Origin of the sequence: Corynebacterium humireducens NBRC 106098 = DSM 45392 (assembly GCF_000819445.1) — a bacterium.
Classification (GTDB): Bacteria; Actinomycetota; Actinomycetes; order Mycobacteriales; family Mycobacteriaceae; genus Corynebacterium; species Corynebacterium humireducens.
Genome location: NZ_CP005286.1, coordinates 1,631,572 through 1,646,231 on the forward strand (window position 1 = coordinate 1,631,572; position 14,660 = coordinate 1,646,231).

A 14,660-nucleotide genomic window follows, 5' to 3' on the forward strand; every position below is an offset into this window, starting at 1 on the left:
TGGCTTATGTGTTAGCGGCCAGCCTAGTCAATCGCTCCATGAATGCGCCGAGGAATTTCTCCGCATCCACGCCGACGGCCACCTTGACCTGCGGCGCGACGCGCGAGAGGTCGCCGATTGTGCGGCCGCGGGTCTCCTCCGCCAGGTCGACCTGCATGGGCAGCGAGAGGCACGTGACCAGCGAGGGGTCGAGGGCGACCGCGACGGCCAGCGGGTCGTGGAGTCCGCAGCCGCCGAGGTGCGGGGCGGTGGTCTCGTAGGCGCGGATGTAGTACTCCGCGAGCTCAGCCAGCACCTCGCCGGCCCGGGTGCCCACGGCCCGCCACCGGGCGACCTCCGAGTGCGTGAGCAGGGTACGCAGCGTCACGTCGAGGCCGATCATCGTGACGTCCGCGGCCTGCCGGAACACCCGGTCAGTGGCCTCCGGGTCCTGCCACACGTTGGCCTCCGCCCAGGGGCGCACGTTGCCGGGGACGGTGAGCGCCCCGCCCATCATCACCAGGCGGGCGTGCGAAGCGAAGTACTCGTCCTCCAGCGCCGCCGCGATGCTTGTCGACGGCCCCGTCGGCACGATCACCAGGTCCTCGTGCTCACGCACCGCCGCCACGAGGAAGTCCACGGCGTCACCCGCCGACCCACCGGCCGGCGCCGGCAACGACACCTCCCCCAGCCCGTGGGCGCCGTGGATGAAGGCGGAGACCTCGGCGACCTCCCACCCGGCGGGCGAGGGTCCGGCGTACACGGGCACGTCAGGGCGACCGAAGAGATCCAGGAGAGCGCGGGTGTTGCGCACGGCATCGTCGACGGCCACGTTGCCGTAGGTGCAGGTCACGGCGATGAGCTCGACCTCGGGGGAGGCCAACGCATAGGCCAGGGCGAAGGCGTCGTCGATGCCCGTGTCAAGGTCGAGGATCAGTTTCACCCGAGGATCTCCCGCACGCGCGCCACGTCGGCCCGGATGGCCTCCAGCAGCGCCTCCACCGAGTCGAACTTCACCATGTCACGCACGTGGTCGACGAAGGAGACCTCCGCGACACGCCCGTAGAGGTCGGCGTCGCGGTCGAGGATGAAGGACTCGACGCTGCGCTCCTTGTCCCCGAAGGTGGGGTTCTTGCCCACCGAGATCGCCGCCGGGTACGCGACGCCGGGCTCCATGTCACCGTCGATGGGGTCCTCCCCCAGCACGGTGAACCAGCCGGCGTAGACGCCGTCCGCGGGCAGCGCGACGTCGTCGGAGAAGTACTGGTTGGCGGTCGGGAAGCCGAGCTCGCGGCCACCGCGGCCGGCGCCGCGCATGATCTCACCCGCCACGGTGAAGGGGCGCCCCAGGGCCCACTCGGCGCGGGCGACGTCCTGGTCGGCGAGGAAGGCACGGATGTTGGAGGAGCAGATGCGCAGGCCGTCGTCGTGAAGCAGGTCGACGATCTCGACGTCGACGCCGTGCCGCATGCCCTGCTCCCGCATCGTGTCGGCGGTGCCGGCGGCATCACGGCCGAAGGTGAAGTTCTGACCGACAACCACGCAGCGCGCGTGCAGACCGTCCACCAGCAGCGTCTGGAAGTAGTCCTCCGGCGACAGGCCCGCGAGCTCCCGGTTGAAGTCGATGACCAGCACCGCGTCGATGCCCAGCTCACCTGCCCGGCGGAAACGCTCCTCCACGGTGTTGAGCAGCACCGGCGCGCGGTCCGGCAGGAACACCTTGATCGGGTGCGGGTCAAACGTCACCATCACCGCGGGAACACCGCGGGTGTGCGCCTGCCGCACCGCCTCTTCGATGAGGCGCTGATGTCCCCGGTGCACACCATCGAACACGCCGATGGTCACCACAGTCCCCTCGAGGTCGGCGGGGATCTCCTCAACTCCGTGCCAAACAATCACCGCTACAGACTACGGCATACACTGCCTCCTATGACTGATCCCCTGGCCAGTTCCGGACTCGTCGTGGTGGACAAGCCCCAGGGCATGACCTCCCACGACGTTGTTTCCCGCCTCCGCCGCATCTTCTCCACCCGTCGCGTCGGACACGCCGGCACCCTCGACCCGATGGCCACCGGCGTCCTCGTCGTCGGCGTCGAGCGCGGCACCCGCTTCCTCGCGCACCTGGTCACCGCCACGAAGGCCTACGACGCCACCATCCGCCTCGGCGCCGCGACCAGCACGGATGACGCGGAAGGCGAGGTCCTGTCCACCGCCTCGGCGGCTGACGTGTCCCCGGAGGATGTGCTCGCCGCCATCGCGGACCTCACCGGCGACATCATGCAGCGCCCCGCCGCCGTCAGCGCCATCAAGATCGACGGCCGCCGCGCCCACGAGCGCGTCCGCGACGGCGAGACCGTCGAGCTCCCCGCCCGTCCCGTCACGGTCTCGCGTTTCGACGCCCACGAGTTCCGCCGCGACGGCGACTTCCTCGACGTCGACGTCTCCGTCGCCTGCTCCTCCGGCACCTACATCCGCTCCCTCGCGCGCGACCTGGGCGCGGCGCTCGGCGTGGGCGGTCACCTCACCGCTCTACGACGCACCGAGGTCGGCCCCTTCCTCCTCGCCGACGCCCTCACCCTCCCGGAGCTGGAGGAGTCGCCCCGCCTCTCGCTCACCCTCGACGAGGCCCTCGCCCGCTCCTACCCGGTGCTGCCCGTCACCGACGAGGAGGCCACGGCTCTGGCCATGGGCAAGTGGCTCGAACCCCGGGGCCTCAAGGGCGTCCACGCCGCGGTCGCCCCGGACGGCCGCTCCATCGCGCTCGTGCGCGAGAAGGGCAAGCGGCTGGCCACCGTGTTCGTGGCACGCCCGAACACTCTCTAGGCTGCCCGCCGCGCGTGCGCCTGCAGGGTCTCGCGCAGCATCCGGATGAAACGGCTCTCGCCCTTGACGACGTTCGCCAGGTCCCCGTACGTCACATGCATCCGCGGGATCCCGGCGTTGCTCAGCTCTCTGTCACGCTCCCGGTCCCGCCTCATCTGCTCGGTCGGCGCGACCCCGGTGGATCCGTCGTACTTCAGTTCACCGTCAGTCTCCACCACCAGGAAGCCGTTGACCATGAGGTCCACCCGGCGGCTCCCGCCGAGGACCGGCACCTGGGGCTCCACGCTGGTGACCTCCGGCAGGTCAGCGGTGAGGATCTGCGCCCGCGCCCAGGACTCGAGGGGGCTCTCCGCACGGCCGTCGGCGAGTGAGAGAGCGCGCCGGGCGGTACCCAGCCCCCGCATCCGCCCCAGATCACCGAGCAGGGCATCCGCCCGTCCGCGGCTCATGGTCGGCAGCGTGAGAACGTGATCGAAGGCCACGATCCCGTCCACCAGCCCGTGGTAGCGGCAGACGTCCGCGACCGTCCGCATGATGCGGGTCACCCGGACCCCGTTCACCTCCATGACCTGCTCCTCAGGCAGCAGGGCACGCCGGTACTGCACGCACGCTGGCCACTGCTTCACCGGCGGGCGTCCCCCACCGGGCAGCACGACGGTGGCGGGTTCCCTGTTCCCCAGGACCGGTATCCCGTGGAGTCGGGCGGCGGACTTCCCTACCAGCACCGCCTTCCGGCTGCCCAACCCCACCGCGAACGCCCGGATCGCCTGCTGCTCCCAGGGTGGGAGAGCCTGGAACTCCGCGGCAGGCACCGCGATCTCCGGGCACAAAAGCAGGAAGCTCCCCGCCCGCAGCTCCCGGCGGAACGACGGGGTACCCGCCCGGTGGGTCCGCATCCTGATGAACTCGATCTCGCCGCTCCAGTCCCGCATGGGTGCAGTATGGGCCTGGGCTGACGGGAGGTCCACCGGGTGACGCCGCGGCCTGTGGACAACGTGGCGGGCGGGTCGGGTTATCCACAGGTCCCGTAACGGGGTATCCGGGTCAGGGCATCAATCGGGTACGGCCCTCCGCCCCTCTCGATTGATGCCCGAGCTCGAATACCCCCGTAGTGAGCCGGGAAGGCGGCGGCGCCTACGTGACGGCGGTTGCGGCGATCACGTAGCCGTCGTCAAGCATCCAGCGCCCGGAGATGAACGGCACCGGCGTCGGACGCACCAGCAGGTAGGAGACGAAGGACCCGTCGGAGCGGATGTCGATCTCCGCCTCCTCGAAGCCGAGCCAGCGGTGCGTCATGGGGAACCACGCCTTGTAGGTGGCCTCCTTGGCGCAGAAGAGCAGCCGGTCGGCGCATTCGATGCCCTCGTCCTGGAGGCGTTCGAGCTGCGGCATCTCGCCGGGCCGGGCGATGGAGCTGATGACCTCGCGGGGCAGGGGCTGCGCGGGTTCGGCGTCGAGGCCCATGGAACGCACGTGCGTCTTGGGGGCGACGACGGCCGCCCGGAAGCCCTCGGTGTGGGTCATGGAACCGGTGATGTCGCGGGGCCACAGGGGCATGCCGCGTTCGCCGCGGAGGATGGGTTCGTGGTTCCACTCCCCCAGGTCGGAGAGGGCCTGGTGGGCGCACCAGCGGGCGTCGCCGAACTCGGCCTTGCGGATGTCCACGGAGTGGGACACCAGCGCCTGCTCGAGGGGGTGCAGTCCGTGGTAGTTCTGCAGGTCGGGGTGCTGCTTGTCGGTGATGACATAGCAGAAGCGCGCCGCGTCGGGGAAGAGGGAGGCGTCAAGCATCCTCGTCACCTCCGAGGCGCATGACCGGGTAGGGCCAGGGGTTGAGGTGGCCGTGGCGTTCCCATTCGCGCGGGTAGCCGAGGGAGACCTCGATGTGCGGGACGCCGGCGACCTCGATCTTGCCGGGCATGTGCAGGTGCCCGTAGATGACGGCCTGCGCGTTGTAGCGTTCGGCCCAGGTGCGGGTGTGGCGGGTGCCGCACCAGAGGGCGATCTCGGGGTGGCGCATCGTGAGGGTGGGTTCCTGCACGAGGGGCCAGTGGTTGATGAGGATGGTGGGGCCGTCGATACGCGAGAGGCGCTTGATGGAGTACGCCAGCCGGTCCCAGCACCACGCGCGGACGTCGACGAAGGGGGCGATGGCGAACTCGTCGGTCATCATGATCTGCCGGTCGTGCGCCGCCTGGACGGCCTGCTCGACGGTCATGCCGGGGCCGCGGAAGGAGTAGTCGTAGAGCGTGAACAGCGGCACGAGGGTCACACCGCCGAACACGGGGTACGGGTCCTCCGGGGTGAGCACGTCGATGGCCCGGCAGGCCTCGACGAGTTCGGTGTACTTGTCGCGCCCCTGGTAGCGGTCCGTCGAGCGGGAGAACAGCTCGTGGTTGCCCGGCACCCAGATGACCTGCGCGAAACGGTCGCGCAGCTGCGTGAGGATGCGCACCACCAGATCAGTGCGCTCCGCCACGTCGCCGGCCACGATGAGCCAGTCCGAGGGGTCGCTCGGCTGGATCTCGTCGAAGCGGACGGTGTTGGCCTTGACCGCGCCGTGCAGGTCGCTGACCGCCCACAGTGTCGTACTCATTGGCGCACCTCCTTCCTAAGTTGTCTACCACAGCGGGTCGCGGTGGCGTGTCCGCGTTGACACGTCGGTTTCCGCGCGGATCGGCGTTGCCGCAGGTCGCGGGATGTGACGCGTGGGGTTGACGTGTGAACGGTAGGTGTGACCAAACATTTCCCGGGACTACGGCTCCACCACGGCCCAGGCCATGGACCGGAAGCGCCAGACCACGGCGAGCAGTCGGATGAGGATGAACGCCAGCAGACCCACCCAGATGCCGGTCAGCCCGCCGTCGAGGGCGAAGGAGAGCCACACACCGGGCAGGAAACCGCCGACCACGGCGAGGACGGTGATGGTGCGCAGGAACGCGGCGTCACCGGCGCCGAGGAGCACGCCGTCGAGGGCGAAGACGACGCCGCCGAGGATGATCATCACGATCATGAGCCACCAGGGCCCGCCCATCGACGCGAGCACGTCCCCGTCGTCCGTGAAGATGCGCGGGATAAGCCCCGCCCCGAGGGCGAACCCGGCGCCCAGGGCGGCGGCGAAGATGAGCGAGTACAGCGTCACCCGCTGCCCCACCTGCTTCGCGACGCCCACCGTCCCCCGCCCCAGCGCCGCCCCCGTCAGGGTCTGCGCCGCGATGGCCAGCGAGTCGAGGACCAGGGTGATGAAGTTCCACAGCTGCAGCAGGATCTGGTGCGCCGCCAGCGAGGAGGTGCCGAACCGCGCCGCCACCGCCGCCGCCGAGATGAACGCCACCTGGAAGGACAGGGAGCGGACGATGAGGTCCCGTCCCATGACGAGCTGCCGGCGCATGATGTCCCAGCGGGGTCGCCAGCTGCCCGTGTGCTCCCGGCGCAGGGCCAGCAGGAAGAGCGTGCTCGTGATGCTGATGCCCACGACGTTGGCCATCGCCGAGCCCGGCAGCCCGAACTGCCCGACGAGCACCGGGATGAGGATCGCGCCGGGAATCACGCCCGCGAGCGTGTAGTAGAGGGGGCGTCTGGTGTCCTGCACGCCGCGCAGCCAGCCGTTGCCGGCCATGATGAGCAGCGTCAGGGGGATGGCGAAGGCCTCGATGTGCAGCCACTGGGCCGCGGCGGCCGCGGTGGCCGGGTCGCCGGAGAGCGCCAGGCCGATCTGCCCGGCGAACAGCCACACGACCGCGGCGAGCAGCAGCCCCACGCCGAGCCCCACCCAGGAGGCCTGGACGCCCTCGGCGACGGCGTCGGCACGCCGCCCGGAACCGTAGAGGCGGGAGGCGCGGGCGGTGGTGCCGTAGGACAGGAAGGTCAGCTGCGTGGTCACCGTCGACTGCACGGTCGTGCCCACCGCCAGCGCCGCCAGCTCGAAGGCGCCGAGGCGGCCGACGACGGCCGTGTCCAGGAGCAGGTACAGCGGGGTGGCGGCCAACACACCCAGGGCAGGCAGAGCCAGCCCGAAGATCTGCCGGGCGGTGACCGTCACTGTCGGCGCAGCTCCGCCAGCAGAGCGTCGGTGACCTCGTCCGCGGTGCCGTGCGCCGAGTAGCCGGCGGCGGGGATGTGCCCGCCGCCGCCCAGGGCCACGGCCAGGCGGGAGACGTCCATGTCCACGGAACGCAGGGAGACGTGCCAGAAATCAGGCGCGGACTCCTTGAACACCGCCCCCAGATCCGTGCCCTCCACGGTGCGGACGAAGTCGACGAGCCCCTCCACCGCCGGCAGGGAACCGGAGCACACCAGCTCCTGGTCCGCGACGATGAGCGCCAGGCGGTGCCCACCGGCCTCGTGGATCTCCACGCTGGCCAGGGCCCGGCCGATCATGCGCAGGTCGGCGAGCGAGTTGGCGTCGAGAAGGTCGACGGCGATCGCGCGGACGTCGAGCCCCGTCTCCATGAGGCGGGCGGCGTACGTGTGCATCTCGGGGCGGCCCCAGCGGAAGCTGCCGGTGTCGGTGAGCAGACCGGCGTAGAGGGCGTGCGCGATCGGCACGTCCAGCTCGACGCCCAGCTCCTCGAAGAGACGGCCCAGGATCGTGGTCGTCGACTCCGCCTGGAAGTCCAGCAGGTTGACCGCGCCGAAGCCGACGTTGGAGGCGTGGTGGTCGACGACCAGGGTGTCCTCCACCCGGGCCGCGATGTCCCCGGCGAGACGTCCGGTGCGGTCGAGGGAGCCGCAGTCGACGGTGATGATGAGGTCGACGTCGGGGAGCTCCTCCACCAGCTGCACCTCCTCCGCGCCGGGGATGGTCTGCAGATTCTCGGCGTAGGGCCAGGTCTGACCGATCAGACCCACCGCCTCCTTGCCCAGCTGACGCAGGGCACCGACGGTGGCGCAGACGGAACCGATGGCGTCGGCGTCGGGGCGCACGTGCCCCACGACAGCCACCGATCGCGCGGCCGTGACAGCCGCGGCTGCCTCGGCGTAGGAGTGCACTACTACGGCTCCTCGGTCTTGTACGGGTTCGCGTCGCCGGCCGGCGTGGCGTTCTTCTTGAGCTCGGCCAGCTCGGCGTGACGGGCCCGGGCCTTGGCCAGCAGCGCCTCCATGTGGGCGGACGCCTCCGGCACGGTGTCGACCTCGAAGGCGAGGGTCGGGGTGAAGCGCACCCCGAGCTGGTCGCCGACGATCTTGCGCAGCTGCCCGCGGGCGCGGTGCAGGGCCTCGGCGGCCTCGTCGTAGTTCGGCTCCTCGTCGATGGTGCGGCCACGGACGGTGTAGTAGACGGTGGCGTCGTGCAGATCTCCGGTGACCCGGGTGTCGGTGACGGTGATCAGCTCCAGGCGACGGTCCTTCACCTCGCGTTCGATAGCCGAGGCCACGATCGTCTGGATGCGCTTGGCCATGCGGCCGGCGCGGGCGTTGTCAGCCATGTCGGTCTCCTTGAGTCCGGGTGCGAATACGGTGCTCCATTCTACCCGCCGGGCACTGTCAGGGAACCCGCAGCCCCGGCAGGGGCCACGCCCGCCGCGGCATCCGGGCCTGCTCGAAGGGGTAGCCGAGGGAGACGTCGACATGCGGAACGCCGTCCACGTGCATCTCGCCGGGCATGTGGAGGTGTCCGTGGACGACGGCGACGGCCCGGTGGTCACGCACGAAGGACCGCGTGAGCGTCGTGCCGCACCACAGCGCCATCTCGGGGTGGCGCAGGCGGCGGGTGGGTTCCTCCACGAGCGGCCAGTGGTTGACCAGCAGCGTCGGGCCCTCCACCTCCGCCAGCCTGTCGCGGGAGTAGGCGACCCGCTCGGCGCACCAGTCCGCGACGTCGACGAAGGGGGCGATGAACAGTTCGTCGTCGAGGGTGGCGCGGGCGGCGCGGGCGTCGGCAAGCGCCTCCTCCGCGCTCATGCCCGCGGGGCGGAAGGAGTAGTCGTAGAGCGTGAACAACGGCGCCACGGTCACGTCCCCGAAGACGGGGTACGGGTCCTCGGGCGTATCGACGCCCACCTCCCGCAACAGCTCCACCAGGCGTTCGTAACGGGCCCGCCCGCGGTACCTGTCCGTGGGGCGGGCGAAGAGTTCGTGGTTGCCCGGGGTCCACACCACACGCGCAAAAAGTCGCCGGAGACGGGCGAGGGTGTCGACGACGGTGTCGATACTCTCGGCCACGTCTCCGGCGACGATGAGCCAGTCCCCCTCCTCCGCCGGCCGCAGGCGCTCGACGCGCTCACGGTTGGCGGGGAAGGTGACGTGCAGGTCAGAGACCAGCCACAAGGTGCTCATGCACCCCGAGGTTAGTCGCGCGGGACCTCGACCATCTCGAAGACCTCGAGCTTGTCGCCGATCTGGATGTCCGGGTAGGACAGGACCATACCGCACTCGTAACCGGCGTTGACCTCGGTGACGTCGTCCTTCTCGCGTCGCAGGGACTCGATCTTGACGTTGTCGGCGATGACGTTGCCGTCGCGGACCAGGCGACCCGAGGCGTTGCGACGGACCTTGCCGGACTCGACCATGCAACCTGCGATGAGGCCGATGGCGGAGGCCTTGAAGATCGCGCGGATCTCGGCGGTACCGATCTCCTTCTCCTCGTAGATCGGCTTCAGCATGCCCTTGAGGGCGGCCTCGACCTCCTCGATGGCGCGGTAGATGACCGTGTAGTAACGGATGTCCACGCCCTCGGCGTTGGCCTCCTCGGTGGCCTTGCCCTCGGCACGGACGTTGAAGGCGATGATGACGGCGTCGGACGCGGCAGCCAGCGAGACGTTGGTCTGCGTGACGGCACCGACACCACGGTCGATGATGTTGAGCTCGACCTCGTCCTCCATCTCGATCTTGAGCAGGGACTCCTCCAGTGCCTCCACGGAACCGGCGTTGTCGCCCTTCAGGATGAGGTTGAGGACGCTGGTCTCCTTCAGCACCGCATCCAGATCCTCGAGGGAGACGCGCTTGCGGGCGCGTGCCTGGGCGGCGGAACGCTTGCGGGCGTCACGCTGCGCGGCGATCTGACGTGCGACACGGTCGTCCTCGACGACGAGCAGGTTGTCGCCGGCGCCGGGGACGCCGTTGAGGCCCTGCATCTGGACCGGACGGGACGGGCCCGCCTCCTCCACGTCGTGGCCGTGCTCGTCGATCATGCGACGGACGCGGCCGTAGGTGTCACCCACGACGACGGAGTCACCGACGCGGAGGGTACCGCGCTGGACCAGGACGGTGGCCACCGGACCGCGACCGCGGTCGAGGTGCGCCTCGATGGCGACACCCTGGGCGTCCATCTCCGGGTTGGCGCGCAGATCCAGCGACGCGTCCGCGGTGAGGACGACAGCCTCGAGCAGCTCATCGATGTGGAGGTTCTGCTTCGCGGAGATGTCGACGAACATGGTGTCGCCGCCGTACTCCTCCGGCACCAGACCGTACTCGGTGAGCTGGCCACGGATCTTGTCCGGGGAGGCCTCCGGCTTGTCGATCTTGTTCACCGCGACGACGATCGGCACATCCGCCGCCTTCGCGTGGTTGATGGCCTCCACCGTCTGCGGCATGACACCGTCGTCGGCGGCGACCACGAGGATCGCGATGTCCGTGGACTTGGCACCACGGGCACGCATGGCCGTGAATGCCTCGTGACCCGGGGTATCCAGGAACGTGATCCGGCGCTCGCGGTCATCGACGACGCGCTTGATCTGGTACGCACCGATGCCCTGGGTGATGCCGCCGGCCTCACCCGCACCGACGTCCGCCTTGCGGATGGTGTCGAGCAGTCGGGTCTTACCGTGGTCGACGTGACCCATGACGGTCACGACCGGCGGGCGCTTCGCGAGGTCGTCCTCGCCGCCCTCGTCCTCACCGAACTGCAGGTCGAAGGACTCGAGCAGCTCGCGGTCCTCGTCCTCCGGGGAGACGACCTCGACGTTGTAGTTGATCTCGGCACCGAGCAGCTGGAGGGTCTCCTCCGGGACTGCCGCGGTGGCGGTGATCATCTCACCGAGGTTGAACAGTGCCTGGACCAGTGCTGCCGGATCCGCGCCGATCTTCTCGGCGAAGTCGGACAGGGAGGCACCACGGCGCAGACGCACGGTGTCGCCACCGCCGTCGGGCAGACGAACGCCACCGATGACGTTCGGGGCCTGCATCGCCTCGTACTCGGAGCGCTTCTGACGCTTCGACTTACGTCCCCGACGCGGTGCGCCGCCCGGACGTCCGAAGGCACCTGCGGTACCGCCGCGGCGTCCGCCGCCACGGAAACCGCCGCCACCCGGGCCACCCGGGCCACGGCCCTGGCCACCCGGACCGCCACCGCGGCCACGACCGGCGCCGGCCGCCTTCTGCGGCATCTGGCCCGGGGTCGGGGCCTGGGAGGTCGGCATCATGGCCGGCGACGGACGACGGCCGCCGCCCTGTGCCGGACGGTCAGTCTGGGCACCCTGGCCCGGACGCGGTGCGCCCTGGCCGCCACGACCGCCGCCGGGGCGCGGACCGCCCTGACCACGGCCACCGCCCGGACGCGGTGCCGGACGGTCCCCACCACCGGTGGAGAAGGGGTTGTTGGCCACGCGCGGGCGACCACCCGGACGCGGCATCGGACGCGGCATGGCGCCGGCGCCCGGCTTCGGTGCACCACCCGGCTTGGGGGCGGGTGCGGCCGGCTTCGGGGCAGCCGGCTTCGGGGCAGCCGGCTTGGGGGCCTCTGCGGCAGCCGGCTTCGGGGCCGGTGCCGCCGGCTTCGGTGCGGCCGGCTTCGGGGCCGGTGCCGCCGGCTTCGGTGCGGCCGGCTTCGGTGCCGGGGCTGCCGGCTTGGGTGCGCCACCCGGCTTGGGGCCGGGCTTCGGGGCACCTGCGGACGGCTTGGCCGCGGGCTTGGCCGCGCCGCCGTCCTTCTTCTGGTAGAGCGCCTCCATCTTGCGAACCACCGGGGGTTCGACGGTAGACGAAGCGGTCTTCACGAACTCGCCCTGCTCCTTGAGCGTGGCGAGCAGTTCCTTGCTGGTTACGCCGAGCCTCTTTGCGAGCTCATGGACGCGTAGCTTTCCGGGCACTTTACTCCTCTTGTTGTTACCAGAGATCGAGCGTCAAGCCCCGGAAAGGGAACTCGACCTCTAGATGACGTCTGTGACTTTCATCGCTGATGCTTCATCGTGCTGTGCTCATCAGTGTTCGGTCTTCCTTACAATGTCGGGTCCGGCAGCGGTTGCTGCGAGGTACGTACGCACGTGACCTGTGTCCAGGCTTGTCCCGGACACCCGGAACGCCCGCCCGAAGGCGCGGCGCTGTTCCGCCAGCTCGAGTGCAGTGATGTCAGGTGTGATCCACGCTCCCCGACCGGGGAGCCTCCGGCCCGGGTCCGCCAGCAGGCGGGTCGGGTCCCGGGGATCAAGAACCACCCGGAGCAGCTCGATGTCGGGCTTACGCTCACGGGTGGCGATGCAGGTACGGACGCGGATCTCGCGGGGTGCGCGGGTCTGCGTCATTCGTCTCCTACTCAGGTGCTGATCATCGACGGCACATGGGCCATCGAACAGTTTACCCCATTTTCACCTGAATTTGAACTCCCGGCCGGTGAACGTCTCAGTTGATGTCCGAGTGGATGTCGATCTTCCAGCCGGTGAGACGCGCCGCCAGGCGGGCGTTCTGCCCCTCGCGGCCGATCGCCAGGGAGAGCTGGTAGTCCGGCACGGTGACCTTCGCGGTCTGGGCCTCGGCGTCGGTGATCTCGACGTTGACCACCTTGGAGGGGGCGAGGGCATTGCCGACGTAGGTGGCCGGGTCCTCGGACCAGTCGATGATGTCGATCTTCTCACCACCGAGCTCGTTCATGATGTTGGTCACGCGCTGGCCGCGCGGGCCGATGCAGGCACCCTTGGCGTTGAGCCCCTTGACCTTGCCGGCGACGGAGACCTTGGAACGGTGGCCGGCCTCGCGGGCGATGCCGAGGATCTCGACGGAACCGTCGGCGACCTCGGGGACCTCCAGCTCGAAGAGTCCGCGGACCAGCTCCGGGTGGGTGCGGGACAGGTTGACCTGCACGTTGCGGGGACCCTTGTTCACGCCGACGATGTACGCCTTCACGCGGTCGCCGTGCTCGAGCTTCTCGCCGGGGATCTGCTCGGCGGGCAGGAGGATGCCGTCCTGTGGGTCGGCCTCGGTGCCGAGCTGGACGATGACGATGCCGCGGGAGTTCGCGGTCTCGTCGCGCTGGACCACGCCGGAGACGACGCGGCCCTCGAAGGCCTGGTACTCGTCGAAGAGGCGGACGTTCTCGGCCTCGCGGAGGCGCTTGACGATGGCGTCGCGCACGGCACCGGCGGCGATGCGGGCGAAGTTGCCCGGGGTGTCGTCGTACTCGGAGGTGACGTTGCCGTCCTCGTCGAGTTCGCTGACGATGATGGCGACGGAGCCGGAGGCCTTGTCGATGTCGACACGGGCCTCGTTGTTCTCCTCCTCCCCGCGGTACTCACGGTAGGCGTGGATGAGTGCGCTGCCGATCGTCTGGAGCATGTCATCCACCGGGATGCCCTTGTCCTTCTCGATGGTGGTCAGCGCAGCCATGTCGATATTCACTTGTTGTCCTCCTGCCAGGTGAGAGCCTGGTCATAGTCAAGTCCGGTCAGCTCTGTCTCGGCTGCCGGGGGGTTCGAGAATTCAATTTCTACCACCGCGCGGACGTTTTCCGAAAACTCGAGGACCCGCATCTCGAGGTCCTTCTTCACCGGACGCACCAGCACGACGGCCGTCTCGTCCGGGGAGAGGGCACCGACACGCCACGTGGACTTCTGCCCGTCCTCCAGCAGTTCCACGAGGCGGCCACGGTTGCGACGCCAGTGGCGCGGCAGGGTGAGCGGGGCGTCGACGCCCGGGGTGGAGACCTCCAGCGTGTAGCCGGCGCCGAGGTTGACCTCGCCGCGTTCCTCGGCGGCGTCGAGAAGCATGGAGACCTCCTGCGAGACCTGCTCCAGCAGGTCGAGGTCGGGGCGGATGTCGGAGTCGACGAAGATGCCGACGACCGACTTCCGGCCCGCACGGGTCACCTTGACGCCCTCGATGTCGAGGCCGCACGACTGTGTGACGGGAGTGATGAGGGTGACAAGTTCTGCTTCGCCGGGGAATGCCATGACACACACCCTATCGCGGGTATGGTGTCGGCTGTGAACCGTCGCCTCGCTCCCCTGCTGCTCGTGCCGCTGCTGGCTTCCTGCTCGTTGGAGGACGTCGCCGAGTTCCTCGGTCCGCAGCCGAACCCCGAGGTGGCGGCCCTCGCCGACCGGGCGCACGCCGACGGCCGCACCGCCCACGCCGCGGAGCTCGAGGCGGAGATCGCGCGCCTGTGCGGCGCCCACGAGGACGGTTCCGTGCCCGTGTCGTGCGACTACACCCCCACCCCGGTGGAACCGGGCGACGCCTTCCTGGTCACGGTGGACGCCGTCGACGCCGTCCCCGCCGAGTCCCGGGACCTCATCGCCCGGCAGTCCGTGGAGCTGGCCACGCAGGCCCCGGGCGACCACACCCTCCTCCAGGCGGAGGCCGAACAGGCGCGCGCGCTGCTGCGCGCGGAGTTCGCCACGCTCCACGGCCTCGAGGTCGCCCGCGCCTTCCACTCCCCCGACCTCACCGACCCGCTTATCGACGCCACCGAGCACCGCATCACCCTCCTCCGCGGGATCCTGGAGCCCACCGGTGACGTCCCCGTCGCGGAGCCGGGCTATGAACTACGCGGGGGCGCCGACCCTGCCGCGCCGGGGTTCGTGGCGCAGCTGGAGAAGGCGAGCGCCGACATGTGGCTCGCCGCGGTCCGCGACGCGCAGGCCGACGCCTGGCGTGAGTGGCTGGCCCGTGCCGCCGCCGCACCGGAATAACCGCCGGTAGCCTGG

At 69.9% G+C, this 14,660-nt stretch carries 15 protein-coding genes; 2 read left to right on the forward strand and 13 right to left on the reverse strand.

The annotated features are described in order from the left end of the window. Positions 1-4: 4 nt before the first annotated feature. On the reverse strand, positions 5-922 hold the full coding sequence (locus tag B842_RS08130) for a nucleoside hydrolase (protein ID WP_040086065.1): 918 nt from the start codon (positions 920-922) through the stop codon (positions 5-7). Next, entirely contained in the window at positions 919-1,878 is a 960-nt protein-coding gene (locus B842_RS08135) for a bifunctional riboflavin kinase/FAD synthetase (RefSeq protein ID WP_040086066.1), read from the reverse strand. The genes B842_RS08130 and B842_RS08135 overlap by 4 nt, the downstream gene beginning before the upstream one ends. A 30-nt stretch (positions 1,879-1,908) precedes the next feature. Here B842_RS08135 and truB point away from each other — a divergent pair, with 30 nt between their 5' ends. Then, positions 1,909-2,802 carry a tRNA pseudouridine(55) synthase TruB gene (truB, locus tag B842_RS08140; RefSeq protein ID WP_040086067.1) on the forward strand — a complete coding sequence of 298 codons (894 nt, stop codon included), beginning with the start codon at positions 1,909-1,911 and terminating at the stop codon, positions 2,800-2,802. On the opposite strand, the gene B842_RS13200 is transcribed toward truB, so the two are convergent. From B842_RS13200 to rimP, 11 genes are all read right to left on the reverse strand, one after another. Further along, the gene (locus tag B842_RS13200) at positions 2,799-3,734 is read right to left on the reverse strand and encodes a hypothetical protein (protein ID WP_052437824.1); all 936 of its coding nucleotides are present in this window, start codon (positions 3,732-3,734) and stop codon (positions 2,799-2,801) included. The genes truB and B842_RS13200 overlap by 4 nt on opposite strands. Positions 3,735-3,936: 202 nt before the next feature. Continuing rightward, complete coding sequence (locus B842_RS08150) at positions 3,937-4,593, reverse strand: 4'-phosphopantetheinyl transferase family protein (protein ID WP_040086068.1); 657 nt, start codon at positions 4,591-4,593, stop codon at positions 3,937-3,939. Further along, complete coding sequence (locus B842_RS08155) at positions 4,586-5,398, reverse strand: metallophosphoesterase family protein (protein ID WP_040086069.1); 813 nt, start codon at positions 5,396-5,398, stop codon at positions 4,586-4,588. The genes B842_RS08150 and B842_RS08155 overlap by 8 nt, the downstream gene beginning before the upstream one ends. A gap of 159 nt (positions 5,399-5,557) precedes the next feature. Further along, positions 5,558-6,844, reverse strand: coding sequence for an MATE family efflux transporter (locus tag B842_RS08160; RefSeq protein ID WP_040086070.1), 1,287 nt, complete (start codon positions 6,842-6,844; stop codon positions 5,558-5,560). After that, positions 6,841-7,794 carry a DHH family phosphoesterase gene (locus B842_RS08165; RefSeq protein WP_040086071.1) on the reverse strand — a complete coding sequence of 318 codons (954 nt, stop codon included), beginning with the start codon at positions 7,792-7,794 and terminating at the stop codon, positions 6,841-6,843. Before B842_RS08165 ends, B842_RS08160 begins: the two co-directional genes overlap by 4 nt. Before the next feature lie 2 nt (positions 7,795-7,796). Continuing rightward, positions 7,797-8,231, reverse strand: coding sequence for a 30S ribosome-binding factor RbfA (gene rbfA, locus B842_RS08170; protein ID WP_040086072.1), 435 nt, complete (start codon positions 8,229-8,231; stop codon positions 7,797-7,799). Between the two features lie 58 nt (positions 8,232-8,289). Continuing rightward, positions 8,290-9,081 (reverse strand): metallophosphoesterase family protein, encoded by a 792-nt coding sequence (locus B842_RS08175; RefSeq protein ID WP_040086073.1) that lies wholly within the window; start codon positions 9,079-9,081, stop codon positions 8,290-8,292. Positions 9,082-9,092: 11 nt separating this feature from the next. Next, complete coding sequence (gene infB / locus B842_RS08180) at positions 9,093-11,831, reverse strand: translation initiation factor IF-2 (RefSeq protein ID WP_040086074.1); 2,739 nt, start codon at positions 11,829-11,831, stop codon at positions 9,093-9,095. Positions 11,832-11,942: 111 nt separating this feature from the next. After that, entirely contained in the window at positions 11,943-12,263 is a 321-nt protein-coding gene (locus B842_RS08185; RefSeq protein ID WP_040086075.1) for a YlxR family protein, read from the reverse strand. 97 nt (positions 12,264-12,360) lie between these two features. Then, positions 12,361-13,353 (reverse strand): transcription termination factor NusA, encoded by a 993-nt coding sequence (gene nusA / locus B842_RS08190; RefSeq protein ID WP_040086076.1) that lies wholly within the window; start codon positions 13,351-13,353, stop codon positions 12,361-12,363. Beyond that, positions 13,350-13,904 carry a ribosome maturation factor RimP gene (rimP, locus tag B842_RS08195; protein ID WP_040086077.1) on the reverse strand — a complete coding sequence of 185 codons (555 nt, stop codon included), beginning with the start codon at positions 13,902-13,904 and terminating at the stop codon, positions 13,350-13,352. The genes nusA and rimP overlap by 4 nt, the downstream gene beginning before the upstream one ends. A gap of 33 nt (positions 13,905-13,937) precedes the next feature. On the opposite strand from rimP, the gene B842_RS08200 reads away from it, so the two are divergent. Next, positions 13,938-14,645 (forward strand): hypothetical protein, encoded by a 708-nt coding sequence (locus B842_RS08200; RefSeq protein WP_061241396.1) that lies wholly within the window; start codon positions 13,938-13,940, stop codon positions 14,643-14,645. Positions 14,646-14,660: the final 15 nt, after the last annotated feature.